Genomic DNA, 21,543 nt, shown 5'->3' on the forward strand with positions numbered 1-21,543 from the left:
TTAAGTAAAAGTTAATCGTTCTCATTTAAAACAAAAAGCCCGCTCAATGAGCGGGCTTTTAATATAAAGTCAATATTATGCTAACCAGTTATTTTTTCTGCTGCGCAAGATAACTAACGAGCGATGCAAGTTCCTCGTATGATAATGCGTTGGCAAGGCCGGTTGGCATCATCGATGTTTTCATTTCCTTACGGGTCAGGATATCGGCCGTTTTAACGGTGAATACCTGGCCGGTGATATCTCTCATGACTACCCTGGCGGAAGTTTCTTCCGTAACAAATCCCATATAAGACTTGTTGCCTTTCGCCGTGATCATCACCGTGGCAAATCCCTGTGAAATAGATGCGTTAGGTTTGAGAATAGATTCCGTGATCTGCTCCCGGTTCATGATGGATCCGATCTGTCCCATAAAAGGACCTTTCATTGTTTCTCCTTTATTGATACTGTGGCAGGCCACACAACCCTGGATGGTAAACAATTGCTTTCCCCTGGCCGGATCTCCTTTTAATTTATTGATGGCCAGCAACACATCTTCGATAGATGACTTACCTACCTGACCTTTTTTACTTTTTATCTTTTCCAGGTCTACTTTAGGTTCTTTCACCGGAGCCGCTATCACTTTTTTCTCTGCTGCGAAAGCAGGAATATCCATCCTATTGCGCGCATCGAGATCCCTGAAAAACGCTTTGCCGGTGGGGCTTGTTTTCAGCGATTCTTTTTTAAGGAATTTTTCGATAGCCGGTGATGCTTCCCAGGTTACTGCTTTGTAGTAGGGGCTATGCGAATCGGGCCTGGTTCCCCACCACCATGATGCATCATAGGTATCTTCTTTTTTGTAGAGGCGTGCTAAGGTGGTGATGATCTGCCGTTTTAGTTTCGCATCTTTCGACAGCTCGTAAGCATTTATCAGGCCGTCCACTGCCTTCGGATCATGCATGTATCGTAGCGCCCACAAGGCAAGCGTGGCGTTTTCGGTGTTGATGGCTGCTATGGTGGCATCTACGGCGTGCAGATTTACAAGGGCCCGAACTGCCAGGTGAGGCAGTACGATAGCTGCATTAGGCGTAGCATGCGGTCCTTCGATATCTTTAACAGGTGCAACAAATGAGGCAGGCACTTTGGTTTGCAGCAAAGCGCTGGCAGTTTCAATGCGACCTAAACGTCCAAGACCTATTATTGCAGCAGCCTGTACGCGCGGAGATGGATCTTTAAGTCCTTCCAGGAAAGGTTCAGTGGCAACATCTTTCAGGAGACCTTTCCGGTCGGCCAAAGCGCGCAATGCATGTTCCCTCATGGTGGCATCTTTTGTTAAGGCTGTTAAAGCGGGAATGCCTTCTGCACCGGCAATTTGTGCGTATGTATAAAGACCGGCCACACGTGCAAATAACGGCAACTGCACATCTGAAGCGATTCCAAGAGCAGCAGCAATAGCGTCTTTACCGGCGCGTGCGATTAATTCCTGGGAGGCATTTAAACGTGCTACCGCGCTGGCCGATTTAAGCAACCGCGCCAATTCTTCAACAGAGGCTTTGGCCACGTCAGGGAATGGCTGGTAAGTCCAGTTGTTTGGTACCGCGCGGATTACATAGCCTTTCTCCGGACTGCCGGAATAGCCTGCGCCATCCCATGCGGAAAGGTAAAGCCGGCCGGAGCCGTCAACATCCAGATCTGTAATCTGAGGCAATCCTATAAACTCCTCTTCTTTTTGGGTGAAGGTTGGGCCATCAGGCGTTACACGGTGAATATACAGCATGCTCCGGCCCCAATCTGCCATCATGGGAACGTTATTGTATTTCTCCGGCCAGCTTGGTTCCGCCATGTATAAAGCGCCTGTACCTGAGCCACCGCCAAGGTCTGCAAGTGCTGGTAATATTTCGTCTGTAAAATGCTGAAACAATACCGGGTATCCATATTCCCCGGATTGGATATGGTGGGAAAACCGCACATTCCATCCACCGCCGTCATTGGTATTTTCTCTTGTAAAAATATTCATGTAGGGGTCAATGGCCACGTCATACACATTGCGTGTACCATGGGTAAATATCTCCATTTCCGTACCGTCGGGGCGTACCCGTACGATACCACCCCCAAGCATGGTCAGTTTCTTACCGGAACGGTCTGTTGCGTCATGAAATCCAAAATCACCTACCGCAATATAGATCCAGCCATCAATACCCATCCGGATACCATTAGTGGCATGATCCGTTCCCCGCTCCTGGATGTATTTGGTATTACTGAGGTTTTCGATCAGTGGCTGGGGAGGTCCGTCTGCTTTTCCGTCACCGTCTTTATCTTCAAAAACAACCAGCGCCATTCCTGACGCTTTACCGGTTTCTTTGGAAAATGTGGTATGCAATACAAAAACCCGGCTGCCCTGCACAATGATGCCACGCGGGTTATCCACCGTTGCAAATTCAATATGCTGGTCCATTTTACCGTCGTTGTCCTTATCAATAAGCTTAAGAATCCGGCCTTTGCCCGGGTCCTTTCCTAATGAACCGATCATATCCACTCCTACAAACACTTCGCCGGTTGGCGCCACTGCAAGGCAGGCGGGGCTGGGCGTTATATCCGGACCGGAAAATCTTGTAATAGTTAATTCAGGGGGATTGGGAGCAGTGGTTTGAGGGTCTCCAATAAATTGATTTGAGCCAATAAATACTGCAAGAGAATAGATCAGGCCGAGAGAAATTTTCGTCATTTTGGTTCGCTGTGTTAAGAAGATAGTATTGTTCAGTGCTTTGCCAAAAGCAAAGGTCAATATAGAAAAAATAAACTTTCAGGCCGGAATTATTTGGCGAACGGCACCAGGTGCTGTTGAATGCGGTGCTATTTCCCCTCTGTCAGCTTCAACACATATTCCATCTGTGTATCGCGGTTTTGCATAAAATCGCTGAAGGAAGGCCACACGGTATAATCGGGAATAATCCCTCTACCTTCCGGCTGATCCGGTTTTACAGGTGCGTCCTGCTCCACATAAACAACAGAGAATTTCGTTTTTATTTTTGAGTGCGGCAGTTCGTATATCATGGATGCATGGCCGTTGTGGACATAATAACCACCAACAGTTTCCACCCCCACAATGGTCACATTGCGGGCATAGGCTTTTACGAGAGAAGCCAGGTGGGAGGCCGCCGATGCCACGTTTTCATCAATCAGTAAATATAACTTTCCTTTGAAACCGGGACTCTTAGGGTGGTACACCGGGTTGTACTTCGGGTTTTGCATATTCCTGCCGTTGTGCAGTGCCGGGAAATAATCTTTCAGAAACGCTTTTCCGGCAACTTTGCCAGCCGAATCCAATCTTTCCGCGGTGGACACGCCCCAAAAGTATTCTTCATACGGAATTCCGTTGTCAAAGATGGTATATGCCAATGTATTCTCTTTGAAGCTTGTATCCGTGAGGTACATCATCGGTTGTTCAAAAGTAGGATCACTGCCGCCGGGATTACCGCGGATATCCAGGATGAGGTGCGGGATACTGTTGTGGCTAAGCGCCTGGAATACGCTGTCGAGAAACGCCACATATACCGGGAAAGCCGGATCAGCCGCGTCGCTGGCCATGGAGAATATCCGCAGGCTCACTAAACCTGTTGAAGGGTTTACCATCTTAAAACTATATTTGGGCTGCACGTTATAATCGATCAGGCTGTCGACCGGCGCGCTATGACGCCGTATTAAGTTTGCTTTTTGTTCTTCCAGCGATACCGCCGGTACTGTAATGGTTTGCTGCCGGGTAGTGCCCGGAGCTGTAAACCGGATGGCGAAGCTGTCATTAATGCCATACTCATACAGGTAACGCAAACCATAGCTCCTGTTCACGCTGCCTGATTGCTTTTGTGTCTGGATAAATCCATCGGAGGTCATGTACTTGTAAAAGGATTGCATCAGGTCTTTGTCTGCAACGCCGTTGATACTCATTATCCTTGATCCTACCGGAATATCGGGCGTTTTGCTATTGAAGATCATATTGCCGTCAATATACTTCAGGGCAAAAGGAAAGAAGCCACGCTGCCGGTTGAAATACCCGACCAGGGCGGCATCCGGCTCCGTATAATTATGACAGCTTCCTTCAAAATCGGTGAGCTGCAAAATGATCTTATAAAAAGCCACAGTGGACATAGGTTGACGCACCTGGCGGAAGGCCCATTGGTAGATGCTGTCGACTTGCTTCGGGGTGCGGTAGCGATACAAACCAGAGTTGGCTTTTTTACGGATATCGAGGAACACCTGCAGGTCCTGCTTCATTTCACCGGGGTTGAGCTGCCGGTTGTAGATGGAGAGGCTGTCGATAGATTGGTTGGCCCTGGATAGATGTTTGGTTGATTGTGCCCATCCCTGGTGCACCAGCAGTAGCAAAAACAGTACTTTTCTCATTTGGTTTTTAAGATATCAGGGACGAATCTACAAAAACCTGCTCCATTTCGCGCGGACAGCCTGGCCTATTACTGGAAAAATCCACTGTACAAAAACAACCGTGATCCAAGGCTGACAGCCAGCGTTCTTTTACCGGGGCAAACATTTGTAAACCATTTGCTGGACCCATTCACGGCGGGATCGGTAGATCAGATCGGGGCTGCGCAATCCACGCAAACCGGCTTCTGGGTGAAGAAATATCTCGATGCCAAAGATGTGTCCCGCAATATGCCGGCACCTTAAATTTTATGATCATCCGTTACGCAGAGATCTTACTGAGTTATGTAGAAGCCTTAGTAGAATCGGGCGACTGGCAAAACCCGGATGTATTGCTGTATCTCAACAAGATCCGCAACCGCGCAGGAATGCCAAATGTAAATACGGCGGTGTATAACACCGCTGAAAAAATGCGTGAATTATACCGCCGGGAAAGAAAAGTGGAGCTGGCATTTGAAGGTACCCGCCTGTTTGACATACGCCGCTGGAAGATAGGAGAAGAAGTTCTGAAAGGGCCTGCGATGGGTGCTATCAATCCTAATACAAGTCAGCCGGTAATTGTAGAGAACAGGATATTTGACCGGGAGCGTGATTACCTGTGGCCGATTCCCCTGGTGGAGATTAATGGGAATCCGGCGATGAAGCAGAATCCGAAGTGGTAATTTGATTAGACCGACCTTTCTACCAGGCTCTACTAACTGAGCGCCTTTCTTATAGTAATTATAGTCAAAATTCGAATTTTTCTCATTTTTATACTATACAATGAATTCATTTTACTATATTTGAGATAATTTCTCATAAATAGACAATTCTATGTTATTAGAGTTTTCCGTTACTAATTATCTTTCCTTTAAAGAAAAGACTACATTAAGCCTTTCAGCTACAGCTATTAAGGAACATGTTGCGTCAAATATTTTCACCTCCGGACGCCATAACTTGCTTAAAGGGGCTGTTATCTATGGTGCTAATGCCAGTGGCAAAAGTAATTTTGTAAAAGCCATGTCTACTATGAGGCGACTTGTATTACAATCATTTGAACAATCTTCTACAAATGAGTTGGATATTACGCCTTTCCTGTTAAACACTGAAACAGAAAATGCTCCCTCCTCTTTTGAAGTTGTATTTCTTATTGGCGAAAGTAAATATCGTTATGGCTTTGAGGTGGATAACCGCAGTGTATTATCTGAATGGCTTTTTGATGCCCCGAAACAAGCCGAAAGGCCTTTGTTTATCAGGGAAAAAGATGGTATTGAAGTAATGCCAAGGGTTTTCCCGGAAGGGAGAGATCTGGAAGAAAGAACAAGGGACAATGCACTATTCCTATCAGTGGTAGATCAGTTTAATGGCAAGATTGCCAAGCAAATAATGCGTTGGTTTCATGATTTTATCACCATTTCCGGATTAAGTCATGAGCGATATAAAGGCGTAACATTTGATTTGCTTGAAAACAAACACACCCAGCATCTTTTACTTGATTTCTATAAAAAAGTTGACCTGGGATTTGATGACATTACCATTTCCAAAGCCCCTTTTGATCCGAGAGAACTGCCCAATGACCTGCCTGAAAACCTTCTGAAACAATTAATTACCGATCTTGAAGAGTCTTACAGAATAGATATTAAAACCGTTCACAAAAAATACAATGCAAAAAATAAGGTGGTCGGCAATGTTGAATTTGATATGCGTAGCCAGGAGTCTTCTGGTAGCAATAAACTGTTCAATATCTCAGGCCCCATCTTTGATGTACTAAATGATGGTGGAACACTTGTAGTGGACGAGTTAGATGCCAGCTTGCACCCTTTATTAACGCTGGCAATTACCAGACTTTTTAACTCCGCCGAATTTAACAAGAACAACGCACAGCTGATATTTGCTACACATGATACCAATCTGCTGAATTATGGTAACTACCGTAGAGATCAGATTTATTTTGTAGAAAAAAATAAATACGGAGCTTCTGAAATGTATTCACTCGTGGAATATAAAGAAGAAGGAAAAACCATTCGTAAAGACCGCTCCTTTGAGAAGGATTATATAGAGGGCCGGTATGGTGCTATTCCGTTTATTGGCAACCTTTCAAATGTAATTACGGAATGGCAAGAAAAATAAGATTCCAAATGAACATTTAAAGCGTTTCAAAAGAGAGGAACAAAAGCGCAAAATTAATGTAAGAAATAAACGCAGATATTACCTGATAGTTTGCGAAGGTGAAAAAACTGAACCTAATTATTTTCAGGGCCTTAAAGAGGATTTGCCTAAAGGTGTACTAACCTGGTGTCAAATAGATATTGAAGGTACTGGCAGAAATACCCAGTCGCTCGTTGATGAAGCACTGCGCCTAAAAAAGTGGTATGAGCAGGAGTATAACAGACCTATTGATAAACTTTGGGTTGTTTTTGACAGGGACAGCTTTTCTGCAAATGATTTCAATAATGCTGTTCAACGATGTCAGAACACAAAACCTGTTGAGCTTCCTCCAGCGGTGGATGGATGGTGTATTTATGGTAGCTGGCGCCGAATACTTTCAGCTGTTTATCTTTTTGTTTTGCTGCTTTTAATTTGGTGCTGATCCGTTCTATTTGTTCCTTAAACTGATGCATGGGGATTATTTTAAATTAATTAAAATTAATTTTTTTTCCCCACAAACCGTTACTTCTTCTCCCGCTGATAAGTAAGCACTACTACCCCGCCATCCAGTATTTTTGTATCAGAAAGATGCAGGCCACCGGGAAGTTTTCCATCTTTAAAGAAACGTTTCCCACTTCCCATGATGACGGGATGTACAAAGAATTTGTATTCATCAATCAGATCGGCTTTGATAAGCGCGTCTACCAGGATGGCGCTTCCTTCTACCTGGATTTCCTTTCCGGGTTGTTGTTTCAGCCGGGTAATTTCTTCTATGACATTGTTTTTTATGATCGTGGTATTTTCCCACGCGGCTGTTTCCAGCGTTTCAGATACTACGTATTTGGCTACACTGTTTAGTTTTGCGGAGATGCCCATTTCGTTGTTCTTCATCTGCGACCAATAAGGCGCCAGCATTTCATATGTTTTACGGCCAAAGAGGATGGCATCGCAGGCGTGAATACCTTCGCTGATCAGCTCCTGCCGGGCGGGGCTGTCGTAGGGCATAAACCATTCTCCCATTGTTTCTGCATCGAAGATACCGTCGAGTGTGATCCATTCGGAAATGACTAACTTTCTCATGTTATTTTGTTTTTGTTTTTTGAGATGATTGTTTACAGGTACAAAATAACAGCACCTTTCCTCCTTATGATAGAAGAAACCCGACAAAATGAAAAGGATGGATTAACCGGGGAAGTTGTTCGCCTGTTTTACATACTCCAGGGGAGAGTAATGGGTAAAGTCTTTAAACGCGCGGATCAGGTGACTTTGATCTGCATAGCCGTTTTCCAGTGCCACGTCGATCATGTCTGAAAAATTATTCTGACTGAGCTGCCGGAAGGCGGCGTTGAACTGGCAGATCCTGCTGTACATTTTCGGCGTAAGACCAATATGTTGTTCAAACAACCGTTGCAGTGTGCGTTCTGTGGTATATACTTCTTTCTGAAGATCGTTCATTAACAGGGTACCCTTATTTTTCTGAATAAGGCGGGTGGCAAAAGAAATGGTTTCATTTACCCGGATCTTTTTTGACCGCACCAATGTGAGTACATAATTATTCATCAGTTCCAGGCGGCCGTTTAAAGAGGGCGTATTGAGCAGCTGTTCTTTCAGGCTCATTTCCCTGGCGGGATCATCATAGCTCAGGTCTATACCCTGATCTGTGAGTTCTTTGGCATTGTATCCAAAAAGGGAGGGCAACATAAAGGGATACAGGAAATAGGCAATCACGGTTATTTCACCTGCCGTGTGAAGCCGGATGGGGCGGGTATTCTGACCGTACAATACCAGGTGATGACTTTTTTTTGTGGTGCTCAGCATCCTTGCCGGGTCTGTTAACTGAAAAGTAATACTGGGATACCCGTTGGCGATGAGGGGAAGAACCGCTTCATAGAACATACTGTTATTTTCAAGCACCACGATGTTGCTTACATAATCAGCTATAGCAGGAGGAGGCGTAAGTGTTTGTACTTTCATTCCCGGGAAAGATATAGGCTAATTTAGGAAAAAACAATTGATGTTATTCGACCTTTTCTCTCCGGAGCCTGAATTCCAGTCCGTCTACCACGTCTCCTTCCATGCGCAGCCTGATGGTAAGCGGCAGCTTCGCAGGAGTGGCGGTCATGCCGAGTTTTTGCAACTGCAGCGGGTCTATTCTTACCGTATAGGTTCCGGGCGGCAATCCCATATAATTGAAATAGCCATCTGCTTCCGTTTGGGTACGGGCCACCAATGTGGAATCATTTCTGTAAAAACCGATGGACAGGCGGCCTATTCCCTTTGTTACATTTTGTTCTTCCAGGATCACTTTACCGGATACTTCGCCCATAATCACCACCGGCACTTCCACCAGTTTCATCTGGTTGGGATCTATTGCTACACTGATAGCGGGTTTCTTTATCTGCCAGGCAACATTCTCAAAACTGTTCTTTCCCAGTTCGATAAAATAGTATTCGTAGGGCTCCATATTAACGATGCGGATGGTGGTGTCGTGTTGATTCTGGAGAATCCGGCCGCCGTTACAATTTGTTTTCAGGCCGTAGGCTTTGGGCTCACCGGGATCGCGGCGGTCATTGGCGTTGAGATCCAGGAAGGGCAGCAGTACTACGCCTCCTGTTCCCACGCTGGTGCGGTTGCTGAATCCTGCGAATTTGGTTTTATCATCGTATACCAGGCTGCCGCGTGCAGATTCCACCAGGGTAGTCATGTTAGTTCCTTTCCAGGCAGAAAACCCGATTTGTGAGAAAGCGAAATCATAACGCAAACCGATGCCCACATTTGTGATATTACTTTTATAGTTACGTTCATAGGATACGTTCATGTAACCATGTCTGAAAAGATATTTACCCAGCTCGCATCTTACCGCCATCAGGCTGTTGCTGTTGTATTCATATTGTACCTGGGGAGTAATTAAAATTTCTCCCGGCAACCGGTAGGTGAGCGCGAGGTTGGTATATACAAACGGCGGTTCAGGTTTTATAAAGATGGCATAGGTATTCACGTTAACGCCTACACGGAAAACTGCCCCGGACACCAGCCATTCAGCGGTCGTATATTTTGTTTCCGGTAAGATGATCTGGTTGAGTGTGACGCGGTTGAAGAAAGAGAATTTTTTTGCCAGGAAGGGCTTTGAAATAATCAGCTTTCTTTCTTCCACAAAATTATAAATAATGGCCTGCTGACCTTTCTTATACCTCGTATAAAACAGTTCGAACTGTAAGTTGGAGGGCATTCGATACGTGAGTATACCGCGTCCCCGTACTCCGTAGGTATAATCGCCCGCCAGCAGAAGATTGGACGCCACACGGGCAGAAGCCATCACAAAAGGCATGGCCTTTCCAGTGGGTATGGACGACAGGTACTCCATGCCTCCGCCCACTGTTACATTCCGGCTGAGGCCATAGTTCATTTGCACCCTTGAAAAGATACTCCGGTGTCCATCTTCCACCATACCGGCGCTGGCAGTATATTCAAATTCATGCAATGGCAGGAAGTTGAAAGGGATGCTGATATTTTCTTCTCTCGACCGTTCCTCTCCCCAGGGGCCATAAAAGCGGAGCCGCACCACAGAGTTACCATATACAAGCGGTACCTGGAAAGTAAAGAAGCCGGCTGCATCTGCAGTTGTATAATCTACCAGGGCATTGTTCACATATAACTCCACGGTCCATCCGGGATCCGTAAAATCGCTCAGGGTATAGGAACCATAAGAGCGCCTGTAGGAAGTGGGGGTATTTGTAAACTGCACGCCTACCACCGGATCAAAGATAGATGCCGTGGATGGTGTGAATATTTTACCTGCAATGATCTGCCGAAGGGCGCTGTGATCATTATTCACATAGCGCCACCGGTAGTATTGCTGCCGTTGATCAAACGGCTTGATCAGGGCGCTGTCGTGGCTATAAGGAAGTTGCTGTTCTGCGTAGTTATTGTAATTAAGTGATACGCTGGTTTCACCGCCCAGAACAACGCCCCCCATAGCAAGGTTTAACCAGGTATTACCGGCGCCGCCTTCAGGGCGTTGTGTAGCTACCACCGACCAATCGGCCATCCCGATACTGAACATCTGCCTGCGGGGGCCGATGATGGTATCTGCTTTCAGTTCTCCTTTTAGCCGGCTGATATTCCGGCGCATCATTTCCTGCCGCATTTCCCTGATAGCAGGCAGCTCCTGCCTGGTTTCCAGTTTAACAGAGAGCGAGCGGAAACTAAATTTACACTGTAGTCCGAACACGCTTGCAAACATGCCGGTTTTCAGGTAAAGCGCGGTTTCTGTGCTCACCATATCATCTTTATTCAACGGCACGATTTTATCCTGGTAGTGAATCACATTGTTTTTTTTATCTACCAGGAACGGGGCGTTTTCATTGATAAAGAAACCATATATAGAATCCATATGGGGTGAGGCCGTGTTTCTTATCTTCAGAAAATTAAAAATATCGGTGATAGATAAGTAGGCAGAATCATACCATTGTATTCCACGGTACTGGTAAGGCCAAGTGAAACGGTAGCATAGTTAACCGGGAAGGTGTTCACACCACCGATCTTCAGGATAGCATTGTTGACTACGGTTAAACCGCCACCGGCCACTGTAGTGCCCCTGTTGGCGGTAAAGGTGGACAGGTCGAGTGTGCCGGCGAGCACTTCTATTATCCCGGCTGTTGCCGTAGTTGCATTCAGCGCGTTTAAATTTCCGCCCAGTGTTTTTATACCAGTGCCGCTGATGCGGAGGGTGGAATAGGTAAGGGTGTTCCGGACGGTTTGATTTACCAGGGTACCGCTATAATCTACAATACTGCCGGCGGCAAGGGTTACTGTACCTGTGAGGCCATAGTTCCCTCCGATAGCTGCCGCTTTTACGTGTAAGATGCCACCGGCGGCTACAGAGGTGGTGGCGGCCCCGGAAATAAGCACGGGAGTGGCCACATCTGCCGGAACGAATGTGCCGTTCACCGCAAAGGTACCGGAGACGGTCATGTTCACATTTTGCGTAGTGGTACTACCCACGCCGATGGTGAGTTTCCTGAAAGTGGTAACCGAGGCGCCGCCTATAGACTGGGTGGTTCCTGCAAAGGTTACTTTGGCATTGGTACTCGAAGTGCTGTAAGTGCCTGAGTTGGTCCAGTTACCTTTTAAAGTAAGGGTAACGCCGCGTTGGGAAATAGTGCTGCCGGAACCAATTACCAGGTCGCCCGCCACGGTGAGGCTTTGGGAAATGGTTAATACCGCATTAGTGCCTGCGCCTACGGTAAGTGATTTACAACTGGCGCTGTAGCTGATCACGGGGTAAAATATCCCGGTAAAAGCGGCATCGCCAATGATAGCGTCCACATTGGCATTGGGTACACCAGCGGTCCAGTTGGCGCTGTTAGACCAGGAGCTGCTGAATGTTCCTTTCCATCTTGTTTGCGCCGATAACATAACCGGGAAGAGCAGTAACAGTATCAGCAGGCCTCTGCCGCAGGCGGACATGGGTATACGGGGGACGCCGGAAAGAAGAGCCCTGATTATCCTGATGTAAAACTGATGAACGAACCAATGTACAATCACTTCCATAGGAGCGTTATTTGATGAAGACTTTCTCCCGGCTACCGTAACTGCAACTCGGCCTGGGCCAGTTGTTCTGTTGAAGCTTTTGATTTGGTGATATATGCTACCCGTAATTTGCCGGTATGGTAATTAATACCGGGTTTGTTTTCAAGTGGAAGATGAAGATAACGCTGTGTGTTTGGTGTGTATACAGCCAGCCCCCTGGCGACTCCTACCTGTGTTGTTTTTCCCTGTGGCGACACATAATCCACTGTGAGATCACCGTACACGGAAGAGTTACCCAGCCGGTTGAATAATACATTCAGGCCCGGGTCTTTTGCGAGGTCAACAGAGAGGTCTGACAACTGCACGCTGGCGGCGGTTTCACCCACCCGTATAATTACCGGGATGGTGATACCAAAAACGGGGGGTGAGCTTTACATTGATGCCGGTGCTGTCTTTAGGCGGATCATCTTCACCGATGGGTTTTTCATCCGGTACCGCCCGGAAATAAAGATGCGAACGGTATTCACCGGGTTCCAGCTGACTGGCCCCGGTTAACTGCAGTTTTATTGCCTGTGCTTCATTGGGGCCTAGTACCACGCTCCGGGGAAAGAAGCGCAGGTATTTACTGGCGAACTGTTGCCCTGAATCAGGTTCGTTGATCTGTTGAAAGGTGCCGTTCTTATTCATCCTGATTTCAACAAATGAAATAAGATACCTGGCGGTATCTTTTCCTGAGTTCGCAAGATTCAGTTCTTCTGCACGTTTCGTGCCTTCAAAAACGACCCGTACAGGGGTTACGAGCAGGTTGCCCTGTGCGCATGTTTCCTGTATTGCCATGCAAAAACATATCATACATATGATTACAAAATAGTAAGGATATCTAACGACGGAATTATTCGGTGGTACCGATACATTCATGGGTTCATGCTTTGGAATAAGCGTGTAGCTGCGCGCTTCGCAGCTACACAGGATATGATTAAGGTTGTTGTAAAGCGTGGGCGGTTATGTGTTATAACCGTTTGATCAGTTGTAATTAACAGTTACATCAAAGGGGGTAGCTGAAACATATGTTCCGGCAGCCTGTGCGGCACTTACATTCAGGGTAGCGCCCACATTAAGTGTTTGCGTACCGGCAGTAAGTGTACCAACTCCTGAAGGGTCGCTGGTGAAATTTGTAACCGTCATCGTATTGGATCCGCTGGTGATAGTAAGCGCAGTAGACGGCAATGTAATGCTGTAGGAATAACTGCCGGTACCTGTTACAGTAAAGGAAGCGGCTGTAATCGTTCCTGTAGCAGTGGTGGGCAGTGTAACACCGCCCGTAGCGCTGCGAACGCCTGCGGGAGTAAGCACAACCGTTCCTCCAGTGGTTGACTGTACTGCAACGTTACCAAAATTCATATCCACATCTTTCACAATGCTGATGGGTGTCACAATAGTAGCGGTAGCAGTAGCGGAAGCGGTTTCCTGCGCGAATGCGTTGGTTGTAAGGGCTGCAAATACGAGCGTAACGGCGGAAATAAGACTAGTTCTTTTCATTCTCGGCTGTTTTAATGATGAGGGAATGTATTTGAAGATTGTTTTAGGATACAGAACAGTAAAATGACTAACGTACCGATCACAGATGTCAAACAGGGCTAAGGCTTTCATAATCCAGTCATTATAATCACGACAATTTCTACTGAAGATAACACAAAATATCTAGAACCGTTTACTCCGAGCTGATTCTTTATCCAATATTTACGTATTAATTTTTCATGTGGTTTGCTCAGTCCGTCATTCAGCGGCTTCCTTATTACGATTTTCATATAACGCCGATCTGTATCTCTTCGCCAGCAAACCTGTAGCCAGCGCCGGATCGATTGCAGCTACTATTACGCCCGGTTTACCATATTCCCCATGTGCTATGCAGGTACCATCGGGGCCAATGATGGAGCTGGCTGAATCGGGATATGTAAATGCATAATTAGCGCTGGCGAAGTAGATGGTATTTTCCAATGCGCGCATCATCATGGCTTTCTCGTAGTAGGGGTTATTGATATGGCCCCATTCGGTGAGTAGTTCACCGGTAGTATTGCTGCCGGTGCAATGCGGGTGAAATACTATTTTAGCATCGTGCCGCGCTGCCCACCGGACGGATTCGGGATAGCGGAATCCCTCATGACAGATCGTGATACCAAACTTCACACCATTCACTTCAAAGATGCTGCGTGCGGTACCGGGTATCCAGATATTATCTTCTGTGGGATCTAACTGGTTTTTAGTTTGGTATCCCAATACTTCACCGGTGGCTGCAATCACAAAGGCCACATTCAGCAATGCATCTCCCTGATGCCAGTCCATGGGCATAATAACGGCGATGGAATTTTCAGCGGCGAGTTTACCCACTTTTTCCAGCGCCTCCTGCAGGTTCCGGGGAGAACGTTCTTCTTCCGGAAAACCCATACCCGGATAACCGGGAATATAGGACTCCGGGAAACAGATAATTTCCGCGTGTTGTTTTGCTGCCTCTCCTATCAGTTTTTCAGCCCATAACAAACCATCGCTGATAGATGTTGGAGGTGGTGGAGCTGCCAGTGCTATTTTCATAAGATGCAGATTATGACAACAAAGTTATTCAGAATTATTAAAGAAGAGGCTGACTTTAAATGACCGGTACCCGATAAAATTCCGGATTTGTAAAAAGTAATTCCGGATTCCGTAAACGAAAATTAAGGGAAGCGATCAATCTTTGGGGTTGAATTATACCTGTTAAATAATGAATATAAGAACCGCAAAGCGTTGGTTTCTGTGGCATAAATGGACCAGCCTCGTTTGCACTGTTTTTTTACTGATGCTGTGTTTAACTGGTCTCCCGCTGATCTTTCATGAGGAGCTGGATGGACTGCTGGAGAAACAGGTAGCAGCTGAAATACCGGAGGGCACGCGTAAACTAAGCCTGGACTCTCTCGCCGTACTTGCCGGCCAGCAATACCCGGCAGAAAAAATACGGTATATTTTCTGGGACGAGAAAGATGAAAACAAGATCTTATTTGACCTCGCGGCCAAACCCGATGCTCCTCCTGAAGGAAGCAGGTATGTAGCGCTCAACATGTATACCGGCGCCGTGCTGGGCAAGCCAACTACTGATGGATTAATGGACGTTATATTAAAGATCCACATCAATATGTTTCTTGGTATTGGCGGGAAATTATTTTTGGGCCTGATGGGCATCTTATTCATTATTGCCATTGTTTCCGGCATAGTACTTTATGGGCGTATCATGAAAAAGTACGATTTCGGGATGGTCCGGAAATATAAATCGAACCGCCTGAAATGGCTGGATACCCATAACCTGATTGGAATTGTTACGCTCACCTGGGCCAGCGTGGTAGGGCTTACCGGTGTGATCAACACGTTGTCGGATGTAATCCTTGGCCTGTGGCAACAGGGGCAGTTAAAAGAGATGGTGGCGCCCTACGCCCAACAGCAACCGCTTACCGGCAAGCTGAGTTCACTGGACGGTGCAATGGAGGTAGCGCGAAAAGCAGCGCCGCATATGGAACCGCGCATCGTCACCTATCCCGGTACCTTGTTTTCCAGCAAACATCACTACGCTGTATTTATGCGGGGCAATACCGCCCTCACCTCAAGGTTACTGATGCCTGCACTGATAGATGCCAAAACCGGCGCGCTTACCGATGCCCGGCGCATGCCCTGGTTTGTAAACACCCTGTTTTTATCGGAGCCCCTGCATTTCGGCGATTATGGCGGGATGCCTCTAAAAGTCATCTGGGCATTATTTGACCTGGCTACCATCATTGTATTAATTACCGGCCTTTACCTGTGGTTTGCACGCAGAAAGGCTGCCAACCTGCAATGGAGCAGGCTAACCGAAAAAACTGTATACCAGGATGAAGAATAGTGCTTTTTTCAGATTATGGGGAAAACCGCTGCTGATGGCATTGCTGTCGATAGCTGGATTAATTACAGCGCTGATGGGCGACGGTTACTGGGATGTATTCTCCTGGATAGCGCTGGCCATACCTGTTATCATCATTGTGCGCAACTATTATTTTACGGGGAAGCAGGGTTAAGCACCTGATATCTTCGTTATTACGATAAAAAAAATCGGCCAACCAGTCAATCTGGTTGGCCGATTTTTTCAATGCTATTTTGATGATTACTTCAATGTGATCGTGCTTACGGTAGATACTTCCCCTGTTTTTACTGCTACGGCAGCAACAGTAGTATCTTTTAAGATACCATTACCGGCAATAGCCACATTATAGGTACCTGCGCTTAAGCCTGAAATTACATAGGCGCCGGTTAATGCGTCCGGTAATGCGGAAGCCACGGTATCAGTGTTCTGAATAGCATATACGCCTTTCACCTGCAGTAATGGTAACGCAATTCCTTTAATAGTACCGCTGGTTGCTGCTGTATAAGTACGGATCACTGGTTTCAGGATGTACTTATTGCTTCCGGTGGTAACGATAGAGCGACCGGCATCAAAATCGATCCAGAGGCGGTATTCGATGTCGGCTACCAGGTCGGCATGCACATTCAGTTTTAAACCTGATTGCTGAGCAGAAGGCGTTTCCAGCGGGTGGGATACCCCATTCAATACTACGCTGTTGTTGGTGCCCAATACCAACCGGATCTGTGAAATTTTACCGGCGGGTAATTCTTTTGACGCCAGTAAGGTGTCTAATCCATTTCTGAAATCAAGCAGGTTATACACGCCGGGACGTGCCAGGGGAACAGATACCCAACCTGCACCTGTTTCTGCTGCATCAGCTGATGCATTTACCTGGATGTCCTGGATATCGATGTTCACTTCATCGTAAATAGCCGGATCATCTGTCAGGTACACTGTGAGCTTCGACTTTCCACTGTTGGAGGAAGACTCGTCTTTGCTGCACGCACTAAAGAATAGCATGGATGCGGAAACCACCATTAACGTGGCGAAGAATTGGTTTTTCATGATTCAAGAATTGAATTGAATAACAGTTTTCGGTTAAAATTTGAATTTGAGTTGATAAAGTTGACAACAGATAGTGACAGATTTCGTGTTTGAGTTGTAAGTATACTCCCCGGAAAACAAAAACTGTACCGGAAAACGGACACACCGGTGGATGAGCGTTTTCCTGTCAACAGAACGGCCAGGCAAATTGCCTGGCCGTTCTGTTGACATATGCATAAACAGTATCTCTTATCCCTTCTTTCTCACCAGCTTTGCTTCTTTGGTGTCCATTCCATAGAGGTCATTGAACAACAATTTGAAGGTGCCTAACGACTGGGCGCGGAAAGTAATTTCAGGGCCAAAGGCATAGAGCATGCCGGCGCCCACGGGGGCAGAAAATGCGGCCACGCCATCTTTCAGGTATGTTTGTCCCCATGCCCAGCCGCTATGCAGCGGTTTATCTGTGGAAAACCAGGCAATGGGCTTAATTCCTTTATCAGCTGCATCTGGGTCCAGGCGGAACACGGGACTGTTATCGAAGTTCACATCTCCAACAGCGGGAAGGCCCCATGCGGCGGGGTGTGTGCTATCGAAAGACACCTGCAGGATGCTTCCGGGTACAAAATACTTTGTACCGGGTAATGGTTTTTCCTTGCCGGCTTTATCTGTTTCGACCAAGGCATTGTGCACCGGCAGGCCGAGATGATAGGCCAGGTTGGTGCTGCTGCCGATCGTGATCACGGTGCCGCCTTCTTCCAGGAATGTTTTTATCTGCGGAATAGATTTCTCTTTCGTGATCTTCCCTAACAAATGCCGGTATTGTTCCGGGATATCTGCGGGCGAAGGATCTTTGGGGGCATAGCCATACCTGTTGGGCTCTGCTCCTGATACCGGTGGAATAGCACGGGTAGCGAAGATGATGGCATCGTATTTACTGCGGAGATTACCGGTATCGATATCCTGCGGGTATATTACCTCGAAAGGGAAATGATACTGCTCCATGATCCACCGCATCCAGCCGGAGGGCATAGAGCCGCCGTAGGTGTCCCATAATGCAATGCGCATGGGCGCCATACTCACTGTTCCGGCCGGGCGTTTGCTGATACCGGTGGTTTTAAGTCCGAGGGTATTGGCGGATTGTTGCAGGATCTCTTTTGCTTTGCCATCTGCAGGCACATAAAAGCTACCCGCAACGGCTTTATCGTTGCCGGCTACTCCTTTGGTAAGACGGTATACTTTCACGCCTGCTTTCATAAGGTCATTTACCGCGATGAAGGCGTTGTTTTCCCGCGCACTCAGGAGGTAGCCGCCGGCAGTAGCCAGCGCTGCTTTGGGAGGTGATTGTAAAGCGCCATAGGGCAATTTTATAAAGGGTCCGTCGAAGCTATCCAGGATCCTGTCGAACTGCACGCCCATTTGAAACGCCAGTGTCCATCCGGCAGCATCATAAGGCCGGATGGGAGGACCACCAGGATACTGAAAATCGTTTGGATGATCCTGTGGTTCAAACATATCCAATACATGCGGGCGGAAGGCCTGGTTTGTTTTTACGATGTAGGAGCCGGCTGGGTATTGTTTACCGGCTACTGTGAACGGTGCATCTGCCTTCTGTACCTGTATGCCGGCTTTAATGAGGGCATTGATAAATTTCACGGCGGTGGGGAAATCGGCCTGGTCGGCGGGGAGGATGTATCCGCGGGGATCCCTTCCGGCAGGATCTTTAAACACCGCATCATAATACTTCATCGGGATATTGCTTCCCCTGCGCATCCATCCATACGGATCGCTGCCATCGTTTTTGTCGGTGGAGTCCACGTTATCCTTTTTAAAAGCAGCGGTAATGGCTTCGGAGCGTTTGGGTGATAATGTCCACGAATCCTGGTTGCCTTTATCGATAGCATTCTTCCCCATTTTGTAAATATTGAAAAGCACTTCATCACGTTGTCTTGCTGCGTAATCGAGCACCGCGTAGTTGAGCGATACCGAGTAATCAATCGAGCGTTTGAAGCGCCAGTCGTTTTGCGGTGTTACCGGGTTCGGGGTAGCGCCGTTAGGGATCAGTCGTTGCGGCACTACCGGAATTTTTTCCGGTGTAGGGTTGCCGATAATTTCCGTAAGCAGCCCGATCATGTTATGATACTGCGTGGTTGTGCGTAAGCCGCCATTGTACCAGGTAGAGAAGCTGGAGCCATTGAGGCGGGTGTAGCCGGGTTTATCTTCTGCATTGAGGCGGTTATACATCGCTGCGCCGAGTGCATCGATGCCAGTGATCATCAGCGGGTCAAAGAAATAATTGAAAGGGTCGCGGTAAGGAGGGCCTGCGAGTACGGATCCTTCCGGCCCGCGCTGGTGGTGATTGTACATAATTTGCGGCATCCATTCCAGGAACAGCTGGCGCCCCATGTTCACGCTTTCCTTCATATTCATGATGTAGAAATCGCGGTTATTATCGTGCCCGATGTACTTCTGGTATAGTACGGGCAGTTGATCAACCGTACGTTTCAGTGTATCTGGATTCCGCATGTACCAGTTGGACACCAGCTCCTGGCCGTCGGGGTTGGCGTGTGTCATGAGAATGATCACATTGTCGAGAATGCGCATGGTTTCCGGGTCTTTCCGGCTACTCAGTTCCCAGGCGGTTTCAATGAGCTGGTGAGTGCCTACTACTTCCGTGGCGTGCAAGCCGCCATCTATCCATACCACTGCTTTTCCTTCTGCGGCCAGTTCCCGTGCCTGTTCAGTGGAGATGCCTTCTGCGCGTGCCAGCTGTTGTGATATCTTTTTATATTTTTCCAGCAGTTTAAGGTTTGCGGGAGAAGAGATGATCAGCATGTACTGATCGCGGCCTTCTTCTGTTTTACCGATGTCCACCAGCTGTACGCGGTTCGACGTGGCAGCCAGTTTCTTAAAATACGCGGCTGTTTGCGTGTAGTTAGCCAGCTGATAATCGTCCCCGATGTTAAAACCAAAATGATCTTTCGGGGAAGGAATATTTTGCGCCATCGCCGTTGTGCAATACAATCCAACAGCGGTAAGCGTGACAAGCAGTTTATTTCTCATAACATTTACTGATTGAGTTATTTACGATAATCCAGTGCGGGTTTTCTGTCGCCCAGCATTGCTTCATATTTGAACCCGGTTCCCTGTCTCTTATCCAGTTCTTCTTTTGCCACTTTCAGGGTTTCCGGGCTTTTGAATAAATCGTATGCGGTGAGCGCCATGGTTTTGGCGGCCACCATCATGCCTTTTATGCCGATGCTGCTGCCGGCAGCGGCTACGTTCTGCCAGCTGTGACCGGAAGATCCGGGCACAAAGGTGGCCGTTACAATGCCGGCTGTAGGAGCCACCCAGCTTACATCCGCCACATCGGAAGAGGCGCTGCCGCCTTCGCGGATCATTGCAAAAGGACTCACGCGGGAAGTGACCGTATCAGGATCGGGGGTATTATCTTTTTCCACGAAGCTGGCCTGGATCTTTTTTGCAAACTCCTTTTCTTCTGGGGTGTAGCTGAAACCGCCCACCTGGTGGAGATTTTTATCCATTATTTGCGACAGGGTAATATTGGGCAACATGTTATACACCCCTCCTATTACCTCGTAATCCATGCGGGTACCGGTTCCCAGCGCAGCGCCTTCCGCGCACTTTACCAGCCGTTCCCACACGCTTTTCACCACTTTCATTTCCGGGTGCCTTACATAGTAATATACTTCTGCAAATGCAGGTACTACGTTGGGAGCGTCGCCACCTTTGGTGATCACATAGTGAATGCGGGTGGTAGAAGGAATATGCTCCCGCATCATGTTCACCATATAATCCATTGCTTCCACGCCATCGAGGGCGGAACGGCCTTTTTCAGGAGAGGCCGCCGCATGAGCCGCCGTGCCATAAAACCTGAACTTTGCGTTCTTATTGGCCAGCCAGGGCGACACTGCCGCAGAATTCTGGTTACCCGGATGCCAGTGCAGCACTGCATTTACATCTTTAAATAATCCTTCCCTTACCATGTATACTTTCCCGGAGCCGCCTTCTTCCGCAGGGCAACCATATAACCGGATCGTTCCTTTTGCACCGCTGGATTGCAGCCAGTTTTTCACACTGATGGCCGCCGCCACGGAGGCGGTTCCAAAAAGATTATGACCGCAGCCATGTCCGGGACCGCCGTCTTTCACCGGGTGTTTTTCAGGAACTGCTTCCTGTGACAAGCCGGGTAACGCGTCGTATTCTGCCAGTATGGCGATTATTGGTTCGCCGCTGCCATAGCTGGCTTCAAAAGCAGTAGGAATACCGGCGATACCCGCTTTTACGGTGAAGCCCTGTTGCTGTAAAGCTGTTTGCAGCAGTGCCGCACTTTTTTCTTCCAGGTAACCCGGTTCCGCATAGCTCCAGATCTTTTTTGCAATGGAATCGTAACTGGCGGTATGCTGATCAAGATACGTGATCATGGCTGCTTTATCTTTCTGTTGTTGCGCTGCCGCGGAAAATGCGAAACCGCACATTATGCTGCTCAAAATGATTTGCTGCCTCAT

19 protein-coding genes and 1 pseudogene are annotated in these 21,543 nt (G+C 47.5%); 6 read left to right on the plus strand and 14 right to left on the minus strand.

The genetic code is table 11. From position 1 onward, the window contains the following. Positions 1–88: 88 nt before the first annotated feature. The gene (locus QFZ48_RS02490) at positions 89–2,701 is read right to left on the minus strand and encodes a DUF7133 domain-containing protein (protein ID WP_429060990.1); all 2,613 of its coding nucleotides are present in this window, start codon (positions 2,699–2,701) and stop codon (positions 89–91) included. Positions 2,702–2,829: 128 nt separating this feature from the next. After that, positions 2,830–4,377: a S41 family peptidase gene (locus tag QFZ48_RS02495; protein ID WP_429060992.1), complete on the minus strand. Its 1,548-nt coding sequence runs from the start codon at positions 4,375–4,377 to the stop codon at positions 2,830–2,832. Between QFZ48_RS02495 and QFZ48_RS02500 the strand changes: the two genes are divergently transcribed. The 4 genes and pseudogenes from QFZ48_RS02500 to QFZ48_RS02515 all read left to right on the plus strand — a co-directional run. Further along, complete coding sequence (locus QFZ48_RS02500) at positions 4,378–4,659, plus strand: hypothetical protein (protein WP_429060994.1); 282 nt, start codon at positions 4,378–4,380, stop codon at positions 4,657–4,659. Between the two features lie 5 nt (positions 4,660–4,664). Then, positions 4,665–5,075: a RagB/SusD family nutrient uptake outer membrane protein gene (locus tag QFZ48_RS02505; RefSeq protein WP_429060996.1), complete on the plus strand. Its 411-nt coding sequence runs from the start codon at positions 4,665–4,667 to the stop codon at positions 5,073–5,075. Positions 5,076–5,226: 151 nt separating this feature from the next. Beyond that, positions 5,227–6,522, plus strand: a complete 1,296-nt coding sequence (locus QFZ48_RS02510) for an AAA family ATPase (RefSeq protein WP_429060998.1) — start codon at positions 5,227–5,229, stop codon at positions 6,520–6,522. 85 nt (positions 6,523–6,607) lie between these two features. Continuing rightward, positions 6,608–6,811, plus strand: a pseudogene (locus QFZ48_RS02515) (RloB family protein); the annotation flags it as partial. Positions 6,812–6,839: 28 nt separating this feature from the next. Here QFZ48_RS02515 and QFZ48_RS02520 read toward each other — a convergent pair. The 9 genes from QFZ48_RS02520 to QFZ48_RS02560 form a co-directional block, all read right to left on the minus strand. Next, complete coding sequence (locus QFZ48_RS02520) at positions 6,840–7,013, minus strand: hypothetical protein (RefSeq protein ID WP_429061000.1); 174 nt, start codon at positions 7,011–7,013, stop codon at positions 6,840–6,842. Between the two features lie 49 nt (positions 7,014–7,062). Further along, a complete protein-coding gene (locus tag QFZ48_RS02525; protein ID WP_429046009.1) occupies positions 7,063–7,620 on the minus strand; it encodes a dihydrofolate reductase family protein in 558 nt (185 codons plus the stop codon). Between the two features lie 102 nt (positions 7,621–7,722). Beyond that, entirely contained in the window at positions 7,723–8,514 is a 792-nt protein-coding gene (locus QFZ48_RS02530; protein ID WP_429046008.1) for a helix-turn-helix domain-containing protein, read from the minus strand. 43 nt (positions 8,515–8,557) lie between these two features. Then, positions 8,558–10,933, minus strand: a complete 2,376-nt coding sequence (locus QFZ48_RS02535; protein ID WP_429061001.1) for a hypothetical protein — start codon at positions 10,931–10,933, stop codon at positions 8,558–8,560. A gap of 26 nt (positions 10,934–10,959) precedes the next feature. Beyond that, positions 10,960–12,093 (minus strand): hypothetical protein, encoded by a 1,134-nt coding sequence (locus QFZ48_RS02540; RefSeq protein WP_429061003.1) that lies wholly within the window; start codon positions 12,091–12,093, stop codon positions 10,960–10,962. A 32-nt stretch (positions 12,094–12,125) separates the two neighbouring features. After that, positions 12,126–12,458 carry a hypothetical protein gene (locus QFZ48_RS02545; protein WP_429061004.1) on the minus strand — a complete coding sequence of 111 codons (333 nt, stop codon included), beginning with the start codon at positions 12,456–12,458 and terminating at the stop codon, positions 12,126–12,128. Then, on the minus strand, positions 12,451–12,909 hold the full coding sequence (locus tag QFZ48_RS02550; protein WP_429061006.1) for a hypothetical protein: 459 nt from the start codon (positions 12,907–12,909) through the stop codon (positions 12,451–12,453). The genes QFZ48_RS02545 and QFZ48_RS02550 overlap by 8 nt, the downstream gene beginning before the upstream one ends. A 186-nt stretch (positions 12,910–13,095) precedes the next feature. Next, complete coding sequence (locus QFZ48_RS02555; RefSeq protein WP_429045992.1) at positions 13,096–13,611, minus strand: DUF4402 domain-containing protein; 516 nt, start codon at positions 13,609–13,611, stop codon at positions 13,096–13,098. Positions 13,612–13,848: 237 nt separating this feature from the next. After that, positions 13,849–14,661, minus strand: coding sequence for a carbon-nitrogen hydrolase family protein (locus tag QFZ48_RS02560; protein ID WP_429045990.1), 813 nt, complete (start codon positions 14,659–14,661; stop codon positions 13,849–13,851). A 169-nt stretch (positions 14,662–14,830) separates the two neighbouring features. On the opposite strand from QFZ48_RS02560, the gene QFZ48_RS02565 reads away from it, so the two are divergent. After that, positions 14,831–15,976, plus strand: a complete 1,146-nt coding sequence (locus QFZ48_RS02565) for a PepSY-associated TM helix domain-containing protein (RefSeq protein WP_429061008.1) — start codon at positions 14,831–14,833, stop codon at positions 15,974–15,976. Continuing rightward, a complete protein-coding gene (locus QFZ48_RS02570; protein ID WP_429045985.1) occupies positions 15,966–16,148 on the plus strand; it encodes a hypothetical protein in 183 nt (60 codons plus the stop codon). The genes QFZ48_RS02565 and QFZ48_RS02570 overlap by 11 nt, the downstream gene beginning before the upstream one ends. Positions 16,149–16,234: 86 nt before the next feature. On the opposite strand, the gene QFZ48_RS02575 is transcribed toward QFZ48_RS02570, so the two are convergent. The 3 genes from QFZ48_RS02575 to QFZ48_RS02585 all read right to left on the minus strand — a co-directional run bounded on the left by QFZ48_RS02575 (position 16,235) and on the right by QFZ48_RS02585 (position 21,543). Beyond that, the gene (locus QFZ48_RS02575) at positions 16,235–17,038 is read right to left on the minus strand and encodes a DUF4382 domain-containing protein (RefSeq protein ID WP_429045983.1); all 804 of its coding nucleotides are present in this window, start codon (positions 17,036–17,038) and stop codon (positions 16,235–16,237) included. A gap of 228 nt (positions 17,039–17,266) precedes the next feature. Beyond that, positions 17,267–20,077 carry a M14 family metallopeptidase gene (locus tag QFZ48_RS02580; RefSeq protein ID WP_429045981.1) on the minus strand — a complete coding sequence of 937 codons (2,811 nt, stop codon included), beginning with the start codon at positions 20,075–20,077 and terminating at the stop codon, positions 17,267–17,269. Between the two features lie 17 nt (positions 20,078–20,094). Further along, positions 20,095–21,543 carry an amidohydrolase gene (locus QFZ48_RS02585; protein WP_429061010.1) on the minus strand — a complete coding sequence of 483 codons (1,449 nt, stop codon included), beginning with the start codon at positions 21,541–21,543 and terminating at the stop codon, positions 20,095–20,097.

Source organism: Chitinophaga sp. W2I13, from assembly GCF_050434005.1.
Lineage (GTDB): Bacteria > Bacteroidota > Bacteroidia > Chitinophagales > Chitinophagaceae > Chitinophaga.

What these genes read in the sequence shown, in the direction of transcription:
- QFZ48_RS02565 (WP_429061008.1), top strand. Translation starts at nt 14,831, where the DNA reads ATGAATATAAGAACCGCAAAGCGTTGGTTTCTGTGGCATAAATGGACC.
- QFZ48_RS02510 (WP_429060998.1), top strand. Translation starts at nt 5,227, where the DNA reads ATGTTATTAGAGTTTTCCGTTACTAATTATCTTTCCTTTAAAGAAAAG.
- QFZ48_RS02490 (WP_429060990.1), bottom strand. Translation starts at nt 2,701, where the DNA reads ATGACGAAAATTTCTCTCGGCCTGATCTATTCTCTTGCAGTATTTATT.
- QFZ48_RS02525 (WP_429046009.1), bottom strand. Translation starts at nt 7,620, where the DNA reads ATGAGAAAGTTAGTCATTTCCGAATGGATCACACTCGACGGTATCTTC.
- QFZ48_RS02530 (WP_429046008.1), bottom strand. Translation starts at nt 8,514, where the DNA reads ATGAAAGTACAAACACTTACGCCTCCTCCTGCTATAGCTGATTATGTA.
- QFZ48_RS02585 (WP_429061010.1), bottom strand. Translation starts at nt 21,543, where the DNA reads ATGAGGCAGCAAATCATTTTGAGCAGCATAATGTGCGGTTTCGCATTT.
- QFZ48_RS02540 (WP_429061003.1), bottom strand. Translation starts at nt 12,093, where the DNA reads ATGGAAGTGATTGTACATTGGTTCGTTCATCAGTTTTACATCAGGATA.
- QFZ48_RS02555 (WP_429045992.1), bottom strand. Translation starts at nt 13,611, where the DNA reads ATGAAAAGAACTAGTCTTATTTCCGCCGTTACGCTCGTATTTGCAGCC.
- QFZ48_RS02580 (WP_429045981.1), bottom strand. Translation starts at nt 20,077, where the DNA reads ATGAGAAATAAACTGCTTGTCACGCTTACCGCTGTTGGATTGTATTGC.
- QFZ48_RS02560 (WP_429045990.1), bottom strand. Translation starts at nt 14,661, where the DNA reads ATGAAAATAGCACTGGCAGCTCCACCACCTCCAACATCTATCAGCGAT.
- QFZ48_RS02520 (WP_429061000.1), bottom strand. Translation starts at nt 7,013, where the DNA reads ATGCATCAGTTTAAGGAACAAATAGAACGGATCAGCACCAAATTAAAA.
- QFZ48_RS02550 (WP_429061006.1), bottom strand. Translation starts at nt 12,909, where the DNA reads ATGGCAATACAGGAAACATGCGCACAGGGCAACCTGCTCGTAACCCCT.
- QFZ48_RS02495 (WP_429060992.1), bottom strand. Translation starts at nt 4,377, where the DNA reads ATGAGAAAAGTACTGTTTTTGCTACTGCTGGTGCACCAGGGATGGGCA.
- QFZ48_RS02535 (WP_429061001.1), bottom strand. Translation starts at nt 10,933, where the DNA reads ATGGATTCTATATATGGTTTCTTTATCAATGAAAACGCCCCGTTCCTG.
- QFZ48_RS02570 (WP_429045985.1), top strand. Translation starts at nt 15,966, where the DNA reads ATGAAGAATAGTGCTTTTTTCAGATTATGGGGAAAACCGCTGCTGATG.
- QFZ48_RS02505 (WP_429060996.1), top strand. Translation starts at nt 4,665, where the DNA reads ATGATCATCCGTTACGCAGAGATCTTACTGAGTTATGTAGAAGCCTTA.
- QFZ48_RS02575 (WP_429045983.1), bottom strand. Translation starts at nt 17,038, where the DNA reads ATGAAAAACCAATTCTTCGCCACGTTAATGGTGGTTTCCGCATCCATG.